At 62.8% G+C, this 20,964-nt stretch carries 18 protein-coding genes; 4 read left to right on the top strand and 14 right to left on the bottom strand.

Going from position 1 to position 20,964, the window contains the following annotated elements; translation table 11 throughout:
- Nucleotide 1: 1 nt before the first annotated feature.
- The 10 genes from IE166_RS18070 to IE166_RS18025 all read right to left on the bottom strand — a co-directional run bounded on the left by IE166_RS18070 (nt 2) and on the right by IE166_RS18025 (nt 11,061).
- Nucleotides 2–880, bottom strand: a complete 879-nt coding sequence (locus IE166_RS18070; protein ID WP_189506701.1) for an SMP-30/gluconolactonase/LRE family protein — start codon at nt 878–880, stop codon at nt 2–4.
- A complete protein-coding gene (locus tag IE166_RS18065) occupies nt 877–2,076 on the bottom strand; it encodes a mandelate racemase/muconate lactonizing enzyme family protein (protein ID WP_189506699.1) in 1,200 nt (399 codons plus the stop codon). The genes IE166_RS18070 and IE166_RS18065 overlap by 4 nt, the downstream gene beginning before the upstream one ends.
- A 57-nt stretch (nt 2,077–2,133) precedes the next feature.
- Complete coding sequence (locus tag IE166_RS18060) at nt 2,134–2,982, bottom strand: ABC transporter permease (protein WP_189506697.1); 849 nt, start codon at nt 2,980–2,982, stop codon at nt 2,134–2,136.
- Nucleotides 2,983–2,985: 3 nt separating this feature from the next.
- The gene (locus tag IE166_RS18055; RefSeq protein ID WP_189506695.1) at nt 2,986–3,918 is read right to left on the bottom strand and encodes an ABC transporter permease; all 933 of its coding nucleotides are present in this window, start codon (nt 3,916–3,918) and stop codon (nt 2,986–2,988) included.
- Nucleotides 3,915–4,988 (bottom strand): ABC transporter ATP-binding protein, encoded by a 1,074-nt coding sequence (locus tag IE166_RS18050; protein WP_189506693.1) that lies wholly within the window; start codon nt 4,986–4,988, stop codon nt 3,915–3,917. Before IE166_RS18050 ends, IE166_RS18055 begins: the two co-directional genes overlap by 4 nt.
- An 86-nt stretch (nt 4,989–5,074) precedes the next feature.
- On the bottom strand, nt 5,075–6,259 hold the full coding sequence (locus IE166_RS18045; RefSeq protein WP_189506691.1) for an extracellular solute-binding protein: 1,185 nt from the start codon (nt 6,257–6,259) through the stop codon (nt 5,075–5,077).
- Nucleotides 6,260–6,329: 70 nt separating this feature from the next.
- Nucleotides 6,330–7,241, bottom strand: a complete 912-nt coding sequence (locus IE166_RS18040; protein WP_189506689.1) for a dihydrodipicolinate synthase family protein — start codon at nt 7,239–7,241, stop codon at nt 6,330–6,332.
- Between the two features lie 33 nt (nt 7,242–7,274).
- A complete protein-coding gene (locus IE166_RS18035) occupies nt 7,275–7,946 on the bottom strand; it encodes a GntR family transcriptional regulator (RefSeq protein WP_189506687.1) in 672 nt (223 codons plus the stop codon).
- A gap of 142 nt (nt 7,947–8,088) precedes the next feature.
- The gene (locus IE166_RS18030) at nt 8,089–9,954 is read right to left on the bottom strand and encodes a TRAP transporter large permease (RefSeq protein WP_189506686.1); all 1,866 of its coding nucleotides are present in this window, start codon (nt 9,952–9,954) and stop codon (nt 8,089–8,091) included.
- Between the two features lie 51 nt (nt 9,955–10,005).
- Nucleotides 10,006–11,061, bottom strand: coding sequence for a LacI family DNA-binding transcriptional regulator (locus tag IE166_RS18025; RefSeq protein ID WP_189506684.1), 1,056 nt, complete (start codon nt 11,059–11,061; stop codon nt 10,006–10,008).
- A 94-nt stretch (nt 11,062–11,155) separates the two neighbouring features.
- Here IE166_RS18025 and IE166_RS18020 point away from each other — a divergent pair, with 94 nt between their 5' ends.
- From IE166_RS18020 to IE166_RS18005, 4 genes are all read left to right on the top strand, one after another.
- A complete protein-coding gene (locus IE166_RS18020) occupies nt 11,156–12,178 on the top strand; it encodes a TRAP transporter substrate-binding protein (protein ID WP_189506682.1) in 1,023 nt (340 codons plus the stop codon).
- A 76-nt stretch (nt 12,179–12,254) separates the two neighbouring features.
- On the top strand, nt 12,255–12,794 hold the full coding sequence (locus IE166_RS18015) for a VOC family protein (protein WP_189506680.1): 540 nt from the start codon (nt 12,255–12,257) through the stop codon (nt 12,792–12,794).
- Complete coding sequence (locus IE166_RS18010; RefSeq protein ID WP_244641570.1) at nt 12,791–14,077, top strand: RuBisCO large subunit C-terminal-like domain-containing protein; 1,287 nt, start codon at nt 12,791–12,793, stop codon at nt 14,075–14,077. Before IE166_RS18015 ends, IE166_RS18010 begins: the two co-directional genes overlap by 4 nt.
- Nucleotides 14,074–15,351: a four-carbon acid sugar kinase family protein gene (locus IE166_RS18005; protein ID WP_189506678.1), complete on the top strand. Its 1,278-nt coding sequence runs from the start codon at nt 14,074–14,076 to the stop codon at nt 15,349–15,351. Before IE166_RS18010 ends, IE166_RS18005 begins: the two co-directional genes overlap by 4 nt.
- A gap of 27 nt (nt 15,352–15,378) precedes the next feature.
- On the opposite strand, the gene IE166_RS18000 is transcribed toward IE166_RS18005, so the two are convergent.
- The 4 genes from IE166_RS18000 to IE166_RS17985 are packed head-to-tail and all read right to left on the bottom strand — an operon-like array spanning nt 15,379 to nt 20,889.
- Nucleotides 15,379–16,470, bottom strand: a complete 1,092-nt coding sequence (locus IE166_RS18000) for a hypothetical protein (protein ID WP_189506676.1) — start codon at nt 16,468–16,470, stop codon at nt 15,379–15,381.
- Nucleotides 16,467–18,011, bottom strand: a complete 1,545-nt coding sequence (locus tag IE166_RS17995; RefSeq protein WP_189506674.1) for a class I adenylate-forming enzyme family protein — start codon at nt 18,009–18,011, stop codon at nt 16,467–16,469. Before IE166_RS17995 ends, IE166_RS18000 begins: the two co-directional genes overlap by 4 nt.
- A gap of 53 nt (nt 18,012–18,064) precedes the next feature.
- Entirely contained in the window at nt 18,065–19,810 is a 1,746-nt protein-coding gene (locus IE166_RS17990; protein ID WP_189506672.1) for an ABC transporter permease subunit, read from the bottom strand.
- Nucleotides 19,807–20,889 carry an ABC transporter ATP-binding protein gene (locus tag IE166_RS17985; protein WP_189506670.1) on the bottom strand — a complete coding sequence of 361 codons (1,083 nt, stop codon included), beginning with the start codon at nt 20,887–20,889 and terminating at the stop codon, nt 19,807–19,809. The genes IE166_RS17990 and IE166_RS17985 overlap by 4 nt, the downstream gene beginning before the upstream one ends.
- Nucleotides 20,890–20,964: the final 75 nt, after the last annotated feature.

The following is a 20,964-nucleotide window of genomic DNA, read 5'->3' as shown; positions in this document are numbered from 1 at the left end:
ATCAAAGCCCTTTCATGCGAGCAACCGGCGTCCCGCTCACCGGCGCCTCAGCCAGGAACACGCTGCCCGATTGGGGCGCGTCTTCCAGCGCTGCGGCATCGACCTGACGGTGACTGGTGATCGCAATTTGCTTGAGATCGGGGCCGCAGAAGCAGGGCATGGTCGGTGCGGGAACCGGTACAGGGATGCGCGCGCGCAATGTCCCGTCGGGCGCGAAACGGTTGAGCACGCTGGCCGACACGCCGGCGCTCCAATAATCGCCATCCGCATCGCAAGCGCCGCCATCAGGCCGCCCGGTGGCCTCATCGAGATCGACCATCCGCCTTCGGTTCGTGGCTTCCCCAGTTGCCGGATCGAAGTCGAGGCGGTCGATCCAGGGACCGCGCGAGTCCGAATGGTACAGGCTGCGGCCATCCGGCGACCAGGCAAGTCCGTTGGAGACGGCGAAACCACCCTCCATCGCTCTCGCTTGGCCTTGCGCGTCGACGCGGTACAGCCTGGCAATCGGCTTGCGGTCGGCACGTCCGTCCATGGCCCCGATCCAGAACGCGCCATCCGGCCCGACCTTGCCGTCGTTCAGCCGCGAAGTCTCGGGTTCATCATAGCCGGTCCAAAGATCGCGCCGCGTTTCCGTGTCGGGATCGAACACGATCACTTTTCGGGCGAGCGCAACCACCAGCGCGCCGCTGTCGCAAAGCCCGAGCGCCGTCACCTCCGCCTCGAACGACCATTGCCGCCGCACGCCCTCCGCAAGGTCGATCTCGATGATCGCCTTGCCCGGTATGTCGCACACGAACAGCGTGCCGCGCCTGTCATCCCAAACGGGGCTTTCGGTTAAACCGGCGCGAAGATCGGCGATGCAGCGAAAGGTAAGCGTCATTCGGCCCTCGTGGTACGGCGGATCACGTCGGGATGGTCGAGCACGAAGTCGGAGAGTTCAAGCCCCAGTCCCGCGCCCTCGAACGGGTAGATCTGTCCGTTCTTGATGCGCGGCATGACCGTGACCAGATCGCGATACCAGGAGGTGTAGTAAGCCCGCACCGACTCTTGATAAACGGCGTTCGGCAGGTTCAGCGACAGGTGGATGGAAGCCGCGAAGATCACTGGTCCGGTGCAGTCGTGTGGCGCAACTGGGCGCTGGAAGGTTTCCGCCATGGTCGCGATCTTCTTGGCTTCTGAAAGACCGCCGCACCACGACACGTCGAGCATGACATAGTCGGTCGCGTCGGCCTTGAGCACATCCAGGAATTGCGAACGCGTCGCCAGCGTCTCGCTTGCGCAAACGGGAATGCCGGCTTGGCGCGCATAGATCGCCAGGGTCTGCGGGTTCACCATCTTGATCGGATCTTCCGCCCAGAACGGCTTGAACTCCTGCAAGCCGCGCGCGATCGCAAGCGCGGAGGTCAGGTCCCACATCGAATGCAATTCGACCATGACCTCCATCTTGCTGCCGACCGCATCGCGGATCTGGCGGAACGGAACGAGCGCCTCGTCAAGCTCACGCGCATGGATGAAATTTCCGCCATTGGCGACGGCGAAAGGGTCGAACGGCCAGATCTTCATTGCCGTGATGCCTTCCGAAAGCAGGCTTTCGGCCAGCGCTCCGGCATCGCGGTGGAAGGCGAGCTGGTCCTCGTAGGGGCCTTCCTTGGCCTCGTCGGCATCGCCGATATACCGGCGCGCGCCCGACTTGTTGTAGGTATAGCCGGCACAGGTGTTGTAAGTGCGGATCGACGGCCGCGACAGCCCGCCAAGCAGCTGATGAACAGGCTGGTTCACGGCCTTTCCGAAGATATCCCAAAGCGCGACATCGATCGCGGATGCCGCGCGAATTTCAACACCCGACGAGCGGAAGCCGACATAGGGCGACAGCAAGAGGCTGGAAATGCGGTCGATTTCCAGCGGATCCTTGCCGACGATCTGGGGCGCCACATCGCTGTGGATATAGGCGGCCACGGCATTCGCACCGCGAAAGGTCTCGCCCAACCCGACGATGCCCTCATCCGTATGAACCCGCACCCATAGGATGTTGTTGAGATGCGGTAGCTGGATGGTTTCGACGGCTTCGATCTTCATGGGTGTTTCCGGCAGGCAAGCGAAACGGGGCAGCGCGTGCCGCCCCGTGAGGATGGGTCAGTGTGCGGCAGCAGTGGCGTTCTTGCCGCGCGCCACGATCTGAGTCGGGTTCACGAAGCGCAGTGCGATCAAGAGCCAGATCAGCGAGGTCACCATGTAGATCACCGCCATGGCGTCGATCGACTGCACGGAGCGGACACCGGCGGCAAAGACCGAGTAGTAGAGTGCCACGACGAGCGTCTGGCTGGTTGGTCCGGCCGTCAGGAAGGTCAGCTCGAACATCGCGACCGTGCGCACCAGCACCAGCAGCATTGCGGCAAGCACGCCGGGCAGAAGCATGGGCAGGAGCACATAGCGGAACAGCTTGAACGTGCCCGCGCCGAAGACGCGTGCGGCGGCTTCCACCTTCGGGTCGATCTGCTCGATAAAAGGGATCATGACCAGGATCACGAAAGGCACGGTCGGCACGAGGTTGGCGAGCACCACGCCCCAGAAGGTGCCGCCGACGCCCGCCATATAAAGCACGGTCGCCAGCGGGATGCCGAAGGTGATCGGCGGCACGAGCAGCGGCAGAAGGAAGATCAGGAGCACGATCTTCTTGCCCGGAAAATCCCGCCGCGCCATGGCGTAGGCGGCCGTTACGCCGAGCAGTCCGGACAGGATCACGACGGTGAACACGATCTGGAATGTGACGACCAGCACATGGTCGAGCTGGAACTCAGCCCAGGACGCCGCATACCAGCGCGTGGTGAAAGCGTCGGGGATCCAGGTGCCCAGCCAGCGTGTGCCGAAGGACGATACGACCACTGCGGCAATGACGGCCAGCACGTTGAGGATGAAGAAGGCCGTGACCAGCCAGACGAAGGTGATCCAGAGGCGGGACAGGACGGATGTATCGCGGATCATGGCTCAGCCTTTCCCGCCAGCGGTCGAGCCGCGATAAAACAGTGAGCGGATGCCGAGCAAAGCCGCAACCACCAGCAACTGCACGGCGGCCATAATCATCGCGATCGCCGAAGCCATGGAGTCGTCATACTGCTCGAAGGCAGCTTGAGCGGCGGCAATAGAAATGACGCGCGTCGGGCCGGACGGCGCACCGAGCAGCACGGCCGAAGGGAACACTGCGAAGGCTTGCACGAAGGTCAGACATGCGGCCACGACCAAACCCGGCACCAGTAGAGGCAGCATGACATGGCGGAAGCGCTGCCAGCTGTTGGCGCCATGCGTCGCGGCGGCCCGTTCCAAGGCAGGATCAATGCCGGTGACATAGGACAGCGTTAGCAGGAAGGTGAAGGGGAACACGGTGATGATCAGCGAGGCCAGCACGCCCCAATAGTTGTTCACCAGGCGAAGCGGCGCATCGATCAGCCCGATCGTGAGCAGGGTCCGGTTGAACCAGCCTTGCGGCCCGAGATAGTTCAGCAGCCCTTCCGCCACGAGCACCGTGCCGAGCGTGACCGGCAGAACCAGGATCGTGGTCAGCAGCCGTTGCTTCTTCATGAGGCGCACGCGCATTGCGATGGGAACAGCTAGAAGCAGGCTGACGATGGTGACCGGCACCGCCAGCCACAAGGTCGCGCCGATGGTCTTGTAGAGATAGGGATCGGAAAAGAACTTGATGTAATTGGCGAAGGCGCTCTCCCCTTCTAGCGGCCGGAACGACAGAACCAGCCCGTACAGGAAGGGGTAAACGAAGATCGCCAGCACGAACAACAGCGCCGGCAGGATCAACAGCGTGACGCCGTCGATGCCGCGATTGGCGAGGCGCTGACGCAGACCCGGCCGTTCTATTACCCGTGCTGCGGGCGAGGGGCGTTCGTAAGTATCGACTGCCGTGCTCATGGCTGCGCCGCGAAAACAAGGGCGCGGCGGGCATCGATCTCGAGCCTGACCCGGCTGCCGAGTTCGGCGTTGCGCGGCCCGTGAAACACCAGCTGCATGCCGCTGTCCGTGTTGGCAGTGCCAACGAACTCACGGCCGCGATATTCGATTGTCTCGACCGCAGCCTCAATGGCATTGGTGCCGGAGACGCCCTCGATGACGTCATCGCCGCGCGCGGCCAAAATGGCTGTATCCCCGACCGCAAGCGCATCGAGCGCGCGTCCGGTGAGCCTCGCGCCGCCAACCTCGATCGTCGCTTCGCCGTTAGCTGCCTGCACGACCCTGCCGCTGATCTTGTTGCGGAAGCCCATGAACTCCGCCACGTCGAGATAAAGCGGGCTTTCATAGAGCTCGCGCGGCGTACCCACCTGCCGGATCGAACCATCGCGCAGAACCACGATGCGATCGGCGAGCGACAGCGCCTCATCCTGGTCATGCGTCACGTAGATCGTGGTGGCGCCGAGCTGGTTGTGAATGCGGCGAATTTCAGCGCGCATTTCGAGCCGCAGCTTGGCGTCGAGGTTTGATAGCGGCTCGTCCATCAGAACCAGCGGGGGCTCGATCACGATGGCGCGGGCGATCGCCACGCGCTGCTGCTGGCCGCCAGAGAGCTGCCCGGGCAGCTTGTCAGCCTGACCCTGCAAGCGAACCAGAGCAAGTGCTGCATGGGAGCGCTCGTCGATTTCGGCACGGGCTAGGCCGCGCATCTTCAGTCCGAAGCCGACATTCTGCAGCACGGTCATATGCGGAAACAGCGCGTAGTTCTGGAACACCATGCCGAAGCCGCGATCTTCCGGCTTCAGCTGATCGATGCGTTTGTCGTCGATATAGATGCCGCCGCCGGTGGTGCCAAGCAGGCCGGCGATGCAGTTCAGGGCCGTCGACTTGCCGCAGCCGGAGGGCCCGAGCAGCGCGACGAACTCGCCCTTGCGGATCGTCAGATCGATCTCGTTCAGCGCGTTGAACGTGCCGAAGGCCCGGCTCATCCGCTCAAGGCGCAACTGGTTGAAGGACAGGGAAGCAAGCGACATGCCGACAGATCCATTCCGAGCATGAATGGGGAAGGGGACTGCGGATAACGAGATCCGCAGTCTTCGATGCGTCGAGTTGGCGCCGGTCAGCCGGCCGCCACCTCTTCGTCCCAGCGGCGGAAGGCCGTGACCAGCGCTTCCGGCTCGAGCGGCAGCTCGATCGGATTGTTGGCGATCCAGTCCTCGTATTCAGGACGACCGAATTGCGCGATCGTATCCTGGCTTGCCTGCGGCGCCATCTGCAGCGTCACATCCTTCACGGCCGGACCAGGATAGAAATAGCCGGCATCATAGGAGTATGCCTGCTGCTGCGGTTGGAGTGCGAACTTGATGAACTCCATAAGCACCGCGACCTTCTCGTCCGAAACACCCTTCGGAATGGAGAAGTAGTGGGCATCGCAGACCCAGTGGAAGCCCTTGAGCTGGCCGACGGCCGCTTCCTTCTGCACCACGCCGAGCGCGCGGGGATTGATGTCCCAGCCGGTGGTGGTCACGGTCATGTCGCGCGTGCCTTCGCCGAACTCCTTCATCAGGGCGCCGGTGCCGGCCGGGTAATATTCGATGTGCTTGTGCAGCTCCTTGAGATAGGCCCAGGTTTTGTCCCAACCCTTGGCGGGATCTTTCGGGTCGGTATCGCCCAGAAGATAAGGCAGGCCCATCAGGAAGGTGCGGCCGGGGCCGGAATTGGCGGGGCGCGCATAGATGAACTTGTTGGGGTTCTCCTTGGCCCAGGCCAGCAGTTCCTCGGCCGAGGTCGGCGGCGTTCTTACGCGCTCCGGCATGTATTCGATAAGCGGGCCTGAGGGATAATAAGACACGACCACGCCCTTGCCCTTGGCCAGACCTTGCATGCGCCAAGCCGGATCGAGATAGATCGACTGGAGATCCGGCAGACCATTTTCGGGCAGCGCGATGATGTCGGTCCAGATGTCATCGGCAAGACCGGCCGACAGCGCGTCGGGGCCGATAATCACGAGATCGATGTCGATGCGGTTGGCGCGCTGCTGAGCCTTGATCTTGCCGGGTAGTTCTGGCGACGGTGCCTTGTTGAAGGTAAAGCGCGAAACGAGGTCGCTGTGTTCCTTCGCGAAGTTGTCGAAGATCGGCTGCGTCAAAGCCAGGTTGCCGGCGGCATCGATGACGTTGAGCGCCACCGGTGACGAGGGCAGCTTTGCGGTCTGTGCAAATGCGCCTTGGGGCAGAACGAAGCCTGCGCCGGCGGCGACACCAGCGCCCGCCAGAAAGCGACGGCGTGAAATTCCGTATGTCATGACTTCCTCCTCTTGTTATCGATCGAAGCACCGGCCGCCTCCTCCATTGGCAAACCGGCGCTTTTCATTCTCAGGCCGCGATGGCCTCCCTCCAGCTTTCGAGCACGCGCTTCAGCGCGGCCCGGTCCGTGTCTTCCAACCGCGCCAATCCGGGCAGACGGACTGGCCCCACACTCATGCCCTGCAGGCCGAGCGCTTCCTTCACCACGGTGACATTCGCGCCGTTGCGATACTTCGTGCGCATGGCCTCGAACGGCGCGATGCTGTCGACGTAACCGCGCGCCGTGGCGTAATCGCCGGCTTCCAGAGCCCGCCAGACGGCCATCGAGAGGTCCGGCGCGACATTCACGAGGCCGGATGTGAAGCCCTTGCCGCCAAGCGCGTAGAAGGGCAGGGCCCAGCTTTCGGCGAGGCCGCAGATCCAGGTCGCATTCGTGCCCTTGGTGGCGCGGGTGCATTCGGCAAAGAGCATCGTGTTGATCGACGCAAATTTGACGCCGGCAACGGCCGGATGGGTCGCCAAACGCACCATTTCGTCGAGCGGGATCAGGTCGGAGCGGACATAGGCCACCAGCGGCAGGTCGACGGCTTCGGCGATCGCGATGAAATAATCCACCTGGGCATGCGGTGCGGCGAAGGGGTCGAGCGGATGGTGGATCATCACGCCGTCCGCGCCCTCAGCCTTTGCAGCCCGCGCCACAGTGATCGCTTCGCGCACCGAGCGGCCGGCTGCGGCGGTCAGCGCGGCGCGGCCGTCGTTGGCCGCAATCGCGATGGCCTGAAGCCGGATTACCTCGTCCATGGTGAGGCTGAAAAACTCGCCAGTATTGCCGCCCGACACGATGTTGTGCACGCCGGCGGCCGCGATCTTCGACACGATCCGGCCCGTTGTCGTCGGCTCGATCTCGCCGCGATCGTCGTAGGCCGTGACGTGAACGCCGGAGATCCCTTGCAGGACGCGGCGATAATCCTCGAATTCCATGCTTCCCTCCCAGGAGCCAGCCCAAAGGCCGACTTAGAAAACCAGTTCGATATGCGTCTTCCCTGCATCCATGATGTGCTGGCGCATCAACCGCTCCGCCGCGTCCTCATCGCGAGTAACGATCGCCTTCATGATGGCCTCGTGCTCGAGAAACGATGTGCGCCGCACGTCTTCATGCGACAGAACCGTCACGCGGGCCGCGTGGTCGTACGTGCGCTGCGTGTTCTGCAGCCGCCGCAGATATTCGCAGCCGGACGCATCGTGAATTGCGTCATGAAACTGCTCGTTCATCCGGATCAGTTCTTCGACATCACCGCTCTCCACGGCCGCCAGCATCTTGCCGATGACCGAACGGAGGAGGTCAAACGCGTCAACCGAACCGTGCCTGGCAGCCTGGCGCGCGATGATGCTTTCGAGCGCTGCGCGAGCCAGCATCATTTCTTCCGCCTGCCGCTGCGAGAACGTCACGAAGCTGCCGCGCCGCGGTTCCGTGCGCACCAGACCTTCCGCTTCAAGCTGCCGAAGCGCTTCCTTCAACGGGCTGGTGCTGGTGCCGAGATCGGCCGCCAACTGCCGCTCGTTCAACCGCGCACCGCTTTTCAGCCGGCCGGAGATAATGGCTTGGCGAAGTTCCTCGTGAACATGCTCGCGAAGGCTGCGAAGGCGAATAGGCCGAAAGCCGCTATCGGTCTCCTCCACCAGCATGATCCGCTCCGTTCCGTGTTGGGAGGACCATTCCACGGCTCGAACTGATATGCAAGACGTGATGTATCAGATTTCAGTTGGCGTCGGTCGCTTGTTAGCAGGCGATGTTACAATGTCTGTCAAGTGCGCCTTGTCGGTGAAGTTAAAGGAAGAACGTCGAGAACACCGGGAACACGGCAATCAGCAGCAGGCCGATCAGCAGCGCCCCGATATACGGCCAGATCGCGCGCATGGCTTCGTCCGGCGATACCGCGCCGATCTTGCAGGCTATATAGAAGCCGATGCCGATTGGCGGCGCGATCAAGCCGATATTCATCGCCGTCACCACGACCATCGAATAATGCACGTCGTTGATGCCGAGGCTTCGGGCGATCGGGAACATGATCGGTGCCATCAGCACAAGGGCGGGAAGACCTTCGAGCACGCAGCCAAGCAGCGCGAAGATCGCGACCGTTACCGCCATGAAGGTCAGCCATCCGCCCGGCAGACCGGTGACCGATTGCGCGAGTTGAGAGGCGAATCCTGTTTGTGTCAGCGCCCAGGCCATGGCCGATGCGCAGCCAAGGATCAGCAGGATCGCGCCCGACAAGGCCGCCGTTTCCACGAGCATGCCGTAGAACTTGCGTAAGGAGATTCCGCCATAAAGCGTCGCGCCGGTAATCAGGGCATAAAGAACGGCGATGGTCGACACTTCCGTGGCCGTTGCAACACCACCGCCAACCACGCTGCGGATCAGGAAGGGCAGAACGAGCGCGGGTGCCGCGATCAGCAGCGCGCGGCCGATTGTCGGAAGCGTCGCGCGCCGCACACCTTCCATCGACTCATGCCGCGCCTTCCAGCGCGCCAGAATGGCCAGTGTCACCAAGAGCACCATGGCAATGGCAAAGCCGGAAGTGAACAGTCCCGCGATCGACACGCCGGCAGTGGAGCCCAGCACGATCAGCACGATCGAGGGCGGTACGGTTTCGGCCATGGCCGCACCCGTCGCCAGAAGCGCGATCATCTCCGGCGGCTTGTGGCCGCGTCGCTTCATCTCGGGGAAGAGGGCCGGCGCGACTGTCGCCATGTCGGACACCTTGGAACCGGAAATACCCGACACCAGGAACATCGAGCCCAGCAGCACATAGGACATGCCGGCCTTCACATGGCCAAGCAGCGACGCCATCACATTGACGATTGCGCGGCCCATTCCCGTCGCGTCCAGAATGCAGCCGAGCAGAACGAAGATCGGCACGGACAGAAGGATGATGCTCGACATGCCTTCATCCATGCGGCCCACGATCACGAAGATCGGCACCGAACTGGTGAAGGTCAGGAAGGACAGGGCGCCAAGGCCAAAGCAGAAGGCGATTGGGATGCCCATGACAAGAAGGATGCCAACGCCGACAACCAAGAACACCACGATGTTCCAGTTGCCGAGCGGCACAAGCGCCGGCTCCAGCGCAAACAAGGCACCGCCCACCGCGCCCACGACCGCGGCGGCAAGGAGGAGCATCCGCGCATTGCCGAGCTGAACGCCATGCATGATCACGGTGATCAGCATCAGACCGAGGCCAACCGGCAGGGCGGAAGCGCGGTAGCTCATCGGCAGCACGAGTGCGGCGGATGTCACGTAGTTTTCCTCGATCGCGTAATCGATGGCGGGATAAAGCAGGCTGCCGAGGAATACCGCAGTCAGCAACAGCCCGACCGTCGTGACGAAGGCCTGCTTCGGCTCGCTTAAGCGCCGGAGGAAAACCGTTAACCGAAGATGCTCGTTGCGGTCGATCGCGATAGCGGAACCCAGCATCGCCAGCCATAGAAAGGCAAAAGAAGCGACTTCATCGCCCCAGATCAGCGGTGTGGAAAAGACGTAGCGTGCCGCCACACCCGCCAGCAACACGCCGATGATCAGCAGAAGCAGCGCCGCCGCCGCCGCTTCCACTGGCCTCATCCATCGCGAGCCGGTCACAGTCGGCTGCAGTTCGGCAAGCTGGATGTCGTCCAGCACCTCGGTATTCGTGCTCATGATTGTCCTCCCTGACGGCGCTCCCCTTCCGCCGTCGTGATGTCGCCCCGGTCAGGGCAGATTTTCGCGAAAGATGACGTCGCTGCGCATGGGTTCGGCATCGTCGGCGATCGACTTGCCACCCCGCAGGTTGAGGAAAGTGCCCGCCAGACGGCGGATCGTTTCCTTTGGGTTTTGCGTGATCACGGCATCCATCGTTCCGTCCATCAGGAAGGAGCGTGTGTCGGGCGTCAGGCCGTGGCCAACGAAAACCAGCGTATGTTCGCGCCTGGCATCCTTCAGCGCCTTGCCCACGCCACTGGCGCCGCCGCCGATATTGTAGATGCCTGCGAGGTCGGGATGCTGGCTGAGCAGCATGCGCATCTGGCGATAGTTCATCGCCTCGTCGTCCTGACCTTCGCGGATGCCGACCACTTCGATATGCGGATGGCTTTCCTTAAGCACATGCAGGAAGCCCATTTCGCGCTCTTCATGGGCGCGATAGCTCAAACTGCCGGCAATCATCGCGACCTTGGCCGGCCGCTCGCCAACGAAGCGCGCGATCAGGTAACCGGCCAGACGGCCGGCCGACCGATTGTCCAGCCCGAGAAAGGCCGCGCGCTGCGCATTGGCGATGTCCGAGATCAGCGTGACGGTCGGAATGCCCTTTTCCGCTAGACGATTGACCGCTTCGCGTACCGCTGGATGCTCCAGCGCCATGAAGGCGATGCCGTCCGCGCTGCGGCCATGGCGCTGCAGGGCCTGCGCCAGCGCTTCCGGATTGAAGCTCTTGATATAGTCGACCGTTGGCTTGATGCCTTGCGCCTGAAGCGCGTCGGACTGCTCGACGATCAACCGCCCGAGATGACCGAGATAGCGGTTGGTGCCGGACGGCAGAAGGATCGAGATATTGGCAGGCACCTCACCCGCAGCGCTCGCCGAACTTTCCTCGACATAGCCGAGCTCGGCTGCGGCGCGCATCACCCGCTGGATCATGGGCGCGCGCACACCCTGCCGTCCATTCAGGACGCGATCGACCGTCGCGGTCGAGACTCCGGCCTGACGCGCGACATCGACGATGGTCGAGCGTCGGTCCTGCAACGGAGAAAGCGCGGGCTTATCCAACATGATTACATCATATTACATCAGAAACGGCATTTGACTTGATGGTTTGTATGATGGATTTGTTGCGGAGGGAAGAGACAATTCTGGGGAGGATGAAATGAAGACCACACTGTCGCGTCGCACGTTGCTCAAAGGTTTGGCTGCCGCACCGGCCGCTAGCGCCGTGTTCAGCATCCCGCGTTATGCGCATGCCGCCGAAATCCGCCTGCGCTACGGCAACAACCTGCCGCTCAGCCATCCGCTCAACATCCGCGCCAAGGAAGCGGCCAACCGCATCGCCAAGGAAACCAACGGTCGCGCCGAGATGCTGATCTTCCCGGCCAACCAGCTTGGCGGCGACACCGACATGCTGTCCCAGGTGCGCAGCGGCGGTCTGACCTTCTTCACGCCGTCCTCGCTTGTGATCGCGACGCTTGTTCCGGCCGCCGCCCTCAACGCCGTCGGCTTCGCCTTCAAGGATTACGATCAGGTCTGGAAAGCCATGGACGGCCCGGTCGGCGCCTTCGTGCGCAACAAGATCGCGGACTCCCGCCTGCATGCGCTCGAAACCATGTGGGACAACGGCTTCCGCCAGACGACGACCAGCAGCGGCGCTATTACCAAGGCCGACGATATGGCGGGCTTGAAGATCCGCGTGCCTGTCAGCCCGCTCAGCATCGACATGTTCACAGCACTCGGCGCCTCGCCCACCAGCCTGCAGTTCTCGGAAGTCTATTCCGCGTTGCAGACCAAGGTGGTCGACGCGCAGGAAAACCCGCTGCCGATCATCCAGGTCTCCAAGATCTACGAAGTCCAGCAGAACTGCGCACTAACCAACCACATCTGGGACGGCTACTGGTTCATCGCCAACGGCCGCCAGTGGTCCGGTCTGCCGGATGACGTGAAAGAGATCGTGGCGCGCGCCATCAATGAAGCCGGCTTGGACCAGCGCGCCGATATCGCCAAGCTGAACTCCAGCGTGCAGACGGATCTTGAAAAGGCCGGTCTGAAGTTCAACACGGTCGAAACCGACAGCTTCCGCGACAAGCTCAAGGAAGGCGGCTTCTACTCCAAGTGGAGCAAGGAGTTCGGCGACGAAGCCTGGGGCGCACTCGAAAGCGTCGTCGGCTCACTGGCCTGACGCCGGATGATCATGCGGGAGATGCAAGGCATCTCCCCATCAGTTTCCATCAGATTTGCAGACGTAAAGACATCAGATGAGTCGCTTCTTCGGAAAGATCCGCCAGGCCGGCTATGTCGTCGACGACATCGAGGCGGCTATGGATTATTGGAGCCGTACGCTCGGCGTCGGCCCGTTCTTCTACAATGAGCGCGTGCCGATCGAAAACTACCGCTACAAGGGCGAAGCCTACCAGCCGCACAATTCGGTCGCGCTCGCCAACTCCGGCGAGTTGCAGGTCGAACTGATCCAGACGCGCAACGATGTCCCCTCCATGTATCGTGATTTTCGCGAGGCTGGCCATCGCGGTCTGCAGCATGTCGCCTACTGGACCGATCAATACGACGCCGATCTTGAGCGCCTGATCAAGCAGGGCTTCGAGGTCGTGATGAGCGGCGAGGTCGGCCAGAACGGCCGCTTCGTTTATTTCGACACGCATTATCACCCCGGCACCGTGATCGAACTGTCGGAAGTCGCCGGACCGAAGGGCCGGATGTTCGACGCCATCCGCCAGGCATCCGAGACCTGGGACGGCAGCGATCCGGTCCGACCGTTCCCAGACCTGTCGAAGCTATGAGCCAGCCAATGGCGGAAGAGCATTTCGAGGCCGAATACCTTATAGAAACGCCGCTTGATCCTGCCAAAGTGGCGGAGATCATGGCTGGCGAGCAGTCATCCGGCACCTTCATCCGCGTTGCCGGTGAAACGGACGACCTGCGCGCCCGCGCCCGCGCGGAGGTCATCGCCGTCGATAGCCTCGAAGAACGCCCCGAACCGACGCTGCCGAGCGCTTGGCTCCAACGGCGGGGCATTGCTGGGCCTTTCAAACGCGCGCGCATCCGCATCCGCTTTCCCATCGCCAATATCGGCGTCAACCTTTCAGCCCTTGCCTCAACCGTCGCCGGCAACCTCTATGATCTCGGCGAGGTGACCGGTCTTCGCCTGCAAACCATCACCCTGCCTTCATCCTATCGCCGTCGTTACCGTATGCCCAAGCAGGGTATCGCCGGAACGCGCGCGCTGATGAAGGCGGGCGAGGGGCCGCTGCTCGGCTCAATCATCAAGCCCAATGTCGGCATGTCTTCGGCTGAAACCGCCGCGCAGGTCGTGATCCTCTGCCAAGCCGGCATCGATTTCATCAAGGACGACGAAATCTCGGCCAATCCGGACCATGCACCGCTGCGCGAGCGCATTCCGGCCGTGATGGCCGAGATCAAGCGCGCCGAGGATCGCTCCGGCCGGCGGGTGATGATGGCCTTCAACATCACCGACGATACCGACGCCATGCGCCGCCATGCCGATCTGGTTGCACGCGAAGGCGGCACTTGCGTCATGGCCAATCTGAATTGGTGCGGCTTTTCGGCCGTGGAAACGCTGCGCCGTTCCACCGACCTGGCACTGCATGGCCACCGCAACGGCTTCGGCGCTCTGTCGCGCTGCGAGGTGCTCGGCATCGGCTTTGGCGCCTACCAGGTGCTCTGGCGTTTGGCGGGCGTCGATCACATGCATGTGCATGGTCTCGACGGCAAATTCGCGCAGGACAACCAGGAAGTGATCGACAGCACCGCACTCTGCCTGACCCCGCTCGACGATCAATCCGACGATCGCGTGCTGCCTGCCTTTTCCTCCGGTCAGTGGGCGGGAACGGTGCCCGCCACCCGCCAGGCGGCCGGCGGCGACGATTTTCTGTTCATGGCCGGCGGCGGCATTGCGGGTCATCCCGGTGGCGCTGCGGCCGGTGTCGAAAGCATCCGCGCAGCCTTCGAGGCAACGCGCACGGGCCAAACGCTCAAAGATGCCGCCAAGTCCTCGCAGCCATTGCGGCAAGCGCTGGAATTCTTCGGCAGCAAGGCGGCATGAGCGGCCAGAGCCGGCCATCCTATGCTTGGTATGGCGATGATTTCACCGGCGCCACCGATACGCTGGCGACACTCGCCGCCCGTGGCGTCCAAGCCTTCCTGTTCCTCGGCGTTCCATCGCGCGAGCATCTGGAACAGGCCGGCCCGCTAGACGCCCTCGGGGTCGCCGGTTCCGTCCGCAGCATGGCGCCCGATGCGATGGATCGCGAGTTGCAGCCCGTCGCGACCTTCTTCGCCGAAACGGGCGCACGCCTGATCCATTACAAATGCTGCTCGACCTTCGACAGCGCTGCCGAACTTGGCAATCTTGTCACCGCCGTCGAAACGCTGCGCGTCCCCGGCGCTCGTGATCAGGTGCTTGTGCTCGGCGGGCAACCCTCGCTCGACCGTTACTGCATCTTCGGCAACCTCTTCGCCGCTGCCGGGCAAGGCGGCGACGTCTACCGCCTCGATCGCCACCCCACCATGAGCCGCCATCCGGCAACGCCGATGAGTGAAGCGGATCTGCGCCGGCATCTGATTGCGCTCGGCGCACGTGACGTGGGTCTCATTTCGTGGCGCGACCTCGAAGCCGAACGGGACATCAACCCAGGCGACAAGCCTTATGTCCTGCTCGATGCACTCGACGAGCGTCACATTGCCTGCATCGGCCAGCTGCTCAGAGCCCGCGCGACACAAGGCACACCGCAAATCGTCCTTGGCGCCAGCAGTGTCGCTCAAGCCTTCTTCCCGGCCTCCGAGACCACAGCGCCCAACAAAGCTTCTGCCGACAGCGGTCCGACCCTCGCGATCGCCGGCTCGCTGTCACCTTTGACCCGCCGCCAGATCGCCGCCGCCACCCGCTATCGCAGAGTGGCGGTGAACCCAGAGCGCCTGCTCAGCGAGGAAGCGCACCGCCAAGCCATCATCAAGGAAGCCGTAAACTTCCTGAAACAAGGCGCCAACGTGCTCGTCACCACGGCACCGGATGCCGATGCGCACGCCACCTCCGCCCACGCCGATCTCGCCACCGCGACGGGCCGACTGACCGACAGCATCCTCAACCAGGCCCCCGTCCGCCGTCTTCTGGTCGCCGGCGGCGACACATCCAGCCACGTCGTTCAGCATCTCGGCGTCTGGGGTCTCTCCAGCGCTGGCTCTTTCGCACCAGGCGTTGCCTTGTCCAAAACCCGTAGCGACAATCCCGCCCGCGATGGCCTGTGCCTCCTGCTCAAAGGCGGGCAGATGGGTGAGGAAGCGATGTTCGATCGGTTTGCAGAGCCGCGTCAGGTCTAGGCGTGCCGAAGCCCTGATGGAGCGCTGCTAGTTCACTCTGGAGGGCGTCGCAGAAAGACGATCGCGCAAGACGAGTAAGTCACTGCAAACCGCTTCAAGGTCCTTCAACGCAAAACCCTCGGCGTGAACCGACCCTTCTTCAGCCAACAGCTCCTTCAGGCGGCCATGATAGTGCGCCGTTCCGTCGCTGACGGTCAGGCCTTTGCGCGCTTCAAACGCTTCGTTCCAGGCAATCGCATCCGCCTCGCTGACAGATGAAGGCAAGTCTAGCTTCAACGCCCCATCTTCGAGCTTGACGGGATAACCGCCCGGCAACCCGTTTGGCCCCGGGACATGCCCGTGCCACACCTTGTTTGCCGCGAATGCCAGCATCAAGGTGACGCCGGATGCGCCTGAAATCTCAATGGCCGGCTCGGGCGTCAGCTGGCAATGGCTGAAGGCGTCGAACGGATCGGTGATCTCCGTGTCGCCGATGAACACGCGCGGTGCCGCTGCACCTTTGCGCGCTTCCGGCGGCTGACGCCATGGCGCAAGGCACTGATAATGGGCGAGCACGCGCAGCGGGCCGTCGGGAAGGTTTTCACGCGCGCCGGCAAACACGTTTGAAAGGATGGCGACATTGCCAGTTCCGCAAAGCACATCATGGCCCATCGCGGTGATCATGCCGTTGACGACATCGGGAAACGAGCAGTTGATTAGCTTGGTTTGCGGTGCAAGTGCCGAGATCGCAGCAGCCATGCGGCTCGAAATCAGCGCCTGAAACACCGCGGTCGCGCTCAACCCGCCTTCCGCAACCAGATCGGTCCAGCGCGAACCCCCGTCGGAAATCACGGTCGAAGTCTGGATCGATGCGGCTTGAACCACGAGGCGCGGCTGGTGCTCGCGAATGACAGCCTCGCTGGCGCCCGGCTCCAGCAGGTCGATTGCCTGCGTCGAAAACCGCGCGGGCGTGTCGAACATGGCTGCACGGGCGTTGCCGGCCGTCCGCAGCCAGTCGAGCCGCATCCGGTTGCGGCCGGCAATCACGACGTTGATAGGCTCCCTGGCCGTTGATGCGATATCGAGCGCGATGCGCCCGGCGAACATGCCCGTGCCGGTGATGAGGATGTCGCAACTCATTTGGATGCTCCTTCGCGGATCTTCGGCTTGTGGCTGGGGATGTTCGCTTCCCACCGCATGTCCGGCCGCTGTGGTAGAAGATGCTTCTGGATGCGCTGGCTTGGCGTGCGCGGAAATTCCGGCACCAGCGCGATGTAGCGGGGACGCTGATAGGGCGCGAGCTGGTCCGCCATCCATGACCAGATGTCGGCCGGATCGGGTCTTGTTCCTTCGCGCGGCTGGATGAACAGCTGAATATCGTGCTCGCCGATTTCTCCCGGGACGCCGACCATCGCGGCTTCGGCAACGTCCGGGTGGCGGTTGGCAACGCTTTCAACTTCAAAGGCCGAAACATTCTCGCCCTTGCATCGGACCGAGTCCGTCATCCGCCCATGAAAGAACAGCATGCCGTTTTCGTCCCAGGAGCCGAGATCGCCGGTGTGGAAGCCGTCGTCCTGCAGTGCCTTCGCGGTCGCTTGCGGGTTGGCGTAATAGCCTTGGGTGATCGCGCCGGGCAGCGACGTGCGCACGACGATCTCGCCGCGGCCTTCGCCCGGTCCTAACGTGCGGCCGGTCTCATCCTTCAACGTGATGTCGAACCATGGCATGGCGCGCCCGACTGAACCGACCACGCCCTCCGCATTCCACGAGGTCAGGCTGGAGCATTCGGTCATGCCGTAGCATTCACGGATCTGGATTCCGAAACGCTTCTCAAATGGAAGCCAGGCTTCCGGCGCGCAGCCGCCGCCCCAGGCAACACGAACCTTGTGGTTGCGCTCCCAGGAACTGTCGGGCTGTTTCAGCAGGATCTGGATGATGCCGCCGAGATGGTGGATATGCGTGCAGCCCGCTTCGGCAACCTGCTGCCAGAATCGCGATGCGCTGAAGCGGTCCGAGATCGTCAGCGACACGTCGCGCACGAGCGGCAGCAGCAGAACCTGCGCGCCGCCGATATGATAGAACGGTTCCCACATGAAGAGGTTGTCGCCGGGAACGACATCGGCACACAGGCTGACCGCCTCGGCCGCCAGTTCCAGCATCATGTGGGTCACCATCACCCCCTTGGCCGGACCCGTCGTGCCGGAGGTGAACATGATGGTCGCGAGATCATCCGGTCCGGCGAAGTCATCCGCACAGGGTTCTTCGGCTTTGGCCGGCAGACCGCGATCGGAGATGATCTCGATCTGGATCGAGGCCACCTCTGCTAGGTTCTCGAAGGCGTTTTCGACACCGGCATCGCAGAGAATGAGGCTTGGCTGCGTAGTGCGCAACACATGCTGGAGCGGCGCGCCGACTAGGGCCGGATTGACCGGCACCCACACGAAGCCGCCGCGCATCAGGCCGTGGATCAACGACAGCGATGCCAGGCTGTTGGCCATCATGACCACCACCCGGTCGCCGCGCTTGATACCGAGGTCGTGCAGGCGTTGAGCCATCGCATCGGCTGCTGTCGCGAGCGCGCCAAACGTCACCGGGCCCGAAGCGGTTGACGCATAGATGCGGTCAGGTGTGGCGCGCGCCAGGTCCTGAAGGCGGTTCGCCAGTCCTAGGATTTGCTGCATGAGTTTGGAATGCCTTGATATCGGGCCGGACAGAACGAACTGTCCGGCATCATTCACTTCTGGAGTTTGCGGGTTGCAAGCAGGATCACGGTCACGATCAGCAGAACCACTACGGACACCGCCGCGAGGGTCGGGTTGAGCTGCAGGAACATGTCATCCCACATCTGCTTCGGCAGCGTCGTCTTGAGCCCGCCCGAAATGAAGATCGCGACCGTCAGCTCATCGAAGGAGGTGACGAAGGCGAACAAGGCAGCCGAGATCACACCGCCGCGCAGAAGCGGCAGGGTGATGCGGCGCAGGATCGTCAAGCGCCCGGCACCCAGCGTCTCGGCCGCCTGGTTCAGCCGCCAGTCATAGCTTTTCAGCACCGCGCCAATCGTGATGAAGCAGTAGGGGATTGCAAGAAGCGTGTGGCCAATCACAAGGCCGGTATTCGTCGCCACCAGACCGATCTGCGCCATGAGGTAGAACAGGCCCACAGCAATGACGATCCTGGGCACCACCATCGGCGCCAGCATCAGAGCGAAGATCGGCCCATTCCAGCGAGACTGGCTGCGAGCCAGCGCCAGTGCTGCAAGGCCGCCGAGCACCGTGGCGCAGAAGGCGGTTGCAAAGGCGACGCCGAAGGAGCGCAGCGTTGCGGCAAGCCACACCGGCGAGGAGAAATATTGCTCGAACCAACGCAGCGAATAGCCGGGCGGCGGGAACTGCAGCGAGCTCGCCGAGGTGAAAGCCAGCGGAAACACGACCAGGATCGGCGCGACGAGAAAAATCACCGCGACCAGGGCATAGATGCTGAAGCCGCCTTTGGCTGAAGGGTCCTGCGAGGCGAAGCGGTCGAATGGGCTCGAAAGCCAGGCAAGGTCTTTCAGAACGCGCTGTCCGCAGGCGCGCAGAGCCGCACTTCCGCGCGGAGTACCATCGACCTTTGGTGCCTGACCGGACAGTGCGGAAAGGCCGAAGAACTTGTTGTAGATCCAAATCGCAACCAGCGTCGCCGCCACCATCAGGCTGGCGAGAACTGCCGCAAACGACCAGTTCACCAGCTCCTGAACCTGCGTGATGATGGTCTGCGCCAGCATAGTCTGGCCGCGTCCGCCGAGGAAGGCTGGCACGATAAAGAAGCCGAGCGAGGTGATGAAGGTCAGCAAACCGGCCGCAGCCACACCGGGCGCGGAAAGCGGGAAGTAGATCAGCCAGAAGCGCTGCGAGCGGCTCGCACCCATCGTGCCGGCGGCAAGCGACAGCCGGTTGTCGATGCTGTTCATCACCGGCAACATGGTCAACACGGCCAGTGGCATCATCGCATGCACCATGCCGATAATGACGCCGAGCTCGTTATACATCAGCCGCATCGGCCGCTCGAGCAGACCCGTATCCGTCAGCAGCGAGTTCAACACGCCGCGATTGCCGAGCAGGATCATCCAGGCGAAGGTCTTGACGAGGTAGGACGTCCAGAACGGCAGGAGAACCAGCAGCGTCATCAGAGACTGGCGCCGGCTGTCCATTTTCGACAGCCACAATGCCAGGGGGTAGCCGAGCAGCAGGCAGAACGCCGCCGTCAGGAATGCGATGCGGAAGGTGATGCCGAGGATGCGCCAATAAACCGGCGTGTCGGCCAAGCGCGCATAATGCTCCGTCGTCAGCGCGCCTGTGCCGGGATCCTGGACGCCCAGCACGAAAAGGCGTCCCAGCGGGAAGATGAAGAAAACGGCAAGCAAAGCCAGCGCCGGAAGCACCAGCCAAAGCGGGCCGAACTGAAAGCGCCGCGGCGCGGAAACAACAGCACTCGCGCTCATGTCACGATTCTCGCTGCTGTTTTCGGCCAATGAACCGCCACCTCGTCGCCGATCGACGGCAGGTCGCCAGCCGAAGGATCATGGCGCAAGGTCAGGCTGGTGTCGGACCCAAGCGTCAACAAAAGCCGCGTTTCGGCGCCGACATAGATCAGGTCCGTCAGCCGACCCGTCACGCCGTCAAACGCGTCACCAGGCGCCGAACCCAAACGCATCTGCTCCGGCCGGATGATCAACGACACATCGGTTGCGGAACGATCACGCGCCGTATGTTTGCCGCTGAACGTGCCAAACGGCGTGCGGATGGTCGCGACATCACCGTCGCTCGACACCTTCTCACCGCTCAGCACGTTGGAATGGCCGATAAAGGTCGCGGCGAAGAGCGTTTCCGGATTGCCGTAGATCTGGCTCGGCGCGCCGATCTGTTCCACCCGCGCATGGTTCATGACGCAGATGCGGTCGGACATCACCAGCGCTTCTTCCTGGTCATGGGTCACGTAGATGATCGTGGTGCCGTACTCCTTGTGCAGTCGGCGGATTTCGAGCTGCATATGCTCGCGCAACGCCTTGTCGAGCGCGCCCAGCGGCTCGTCCATCAGGATCACCTTCGGGCGGAACACAAGACAGCGGGCCAAGGCGACACGCTGCTGCTGGCCGCCCGACAGTTCCTTGGGAAAGCGATGCGCGAACTGGTCGAGCTGAACCTTGCGCAGCGTTTCTTCCACGCGCGTCTTCATCTCGGCCGAAGGCAGCTTGCGCATTTCCAGCGGGAAGGCGACGTTTTCGGCAACCGTCATGTGCGGGAACAACGCATAATGCTGGAACACTAACCCCATGCCGCGCGCGTTGACGGGCCTGTGAGTCCAGTCTTCACCGTTGAAGATCAGGCGCCCTTCGCTCGGATCGGTCAAACCGGAGATCATCTGCAGCAAGGTGGTCTTGCCGGAACCCGATGGCCCCAGCAGCGTGAGGAACTCGCCGTCTTCGATGGTCAGGCTGGTGGGTTCGAGCGCTGTGAACGTGCCATAGCGCTTCGACAAACCTTCAAGCACAAGCGCGCCCTGCTGAGATGCCGCTGCCATTGGGGCTCCTGGAAAGTGATGCCGATCAACGCTTGCTCCGCAGTCATGCCGAGCAAGCGTCTATGGCCGAAAGAG

The organism is Tianweitania populi, assembly GCF_014652875.1.
GTDB classification, from domain to species: domain Bacteria; phylum Pseudomonadota; class Alphaproteobacteria; order Rhizobiales; family Rhizobiaceae; genus Tianweitania; species Tianweitania populi.
The sequence above is the reverse complement of the archived record's forward strand: the minus strand, read 5'-3'. Positions and strand labels throughout refer to the sequence as shown.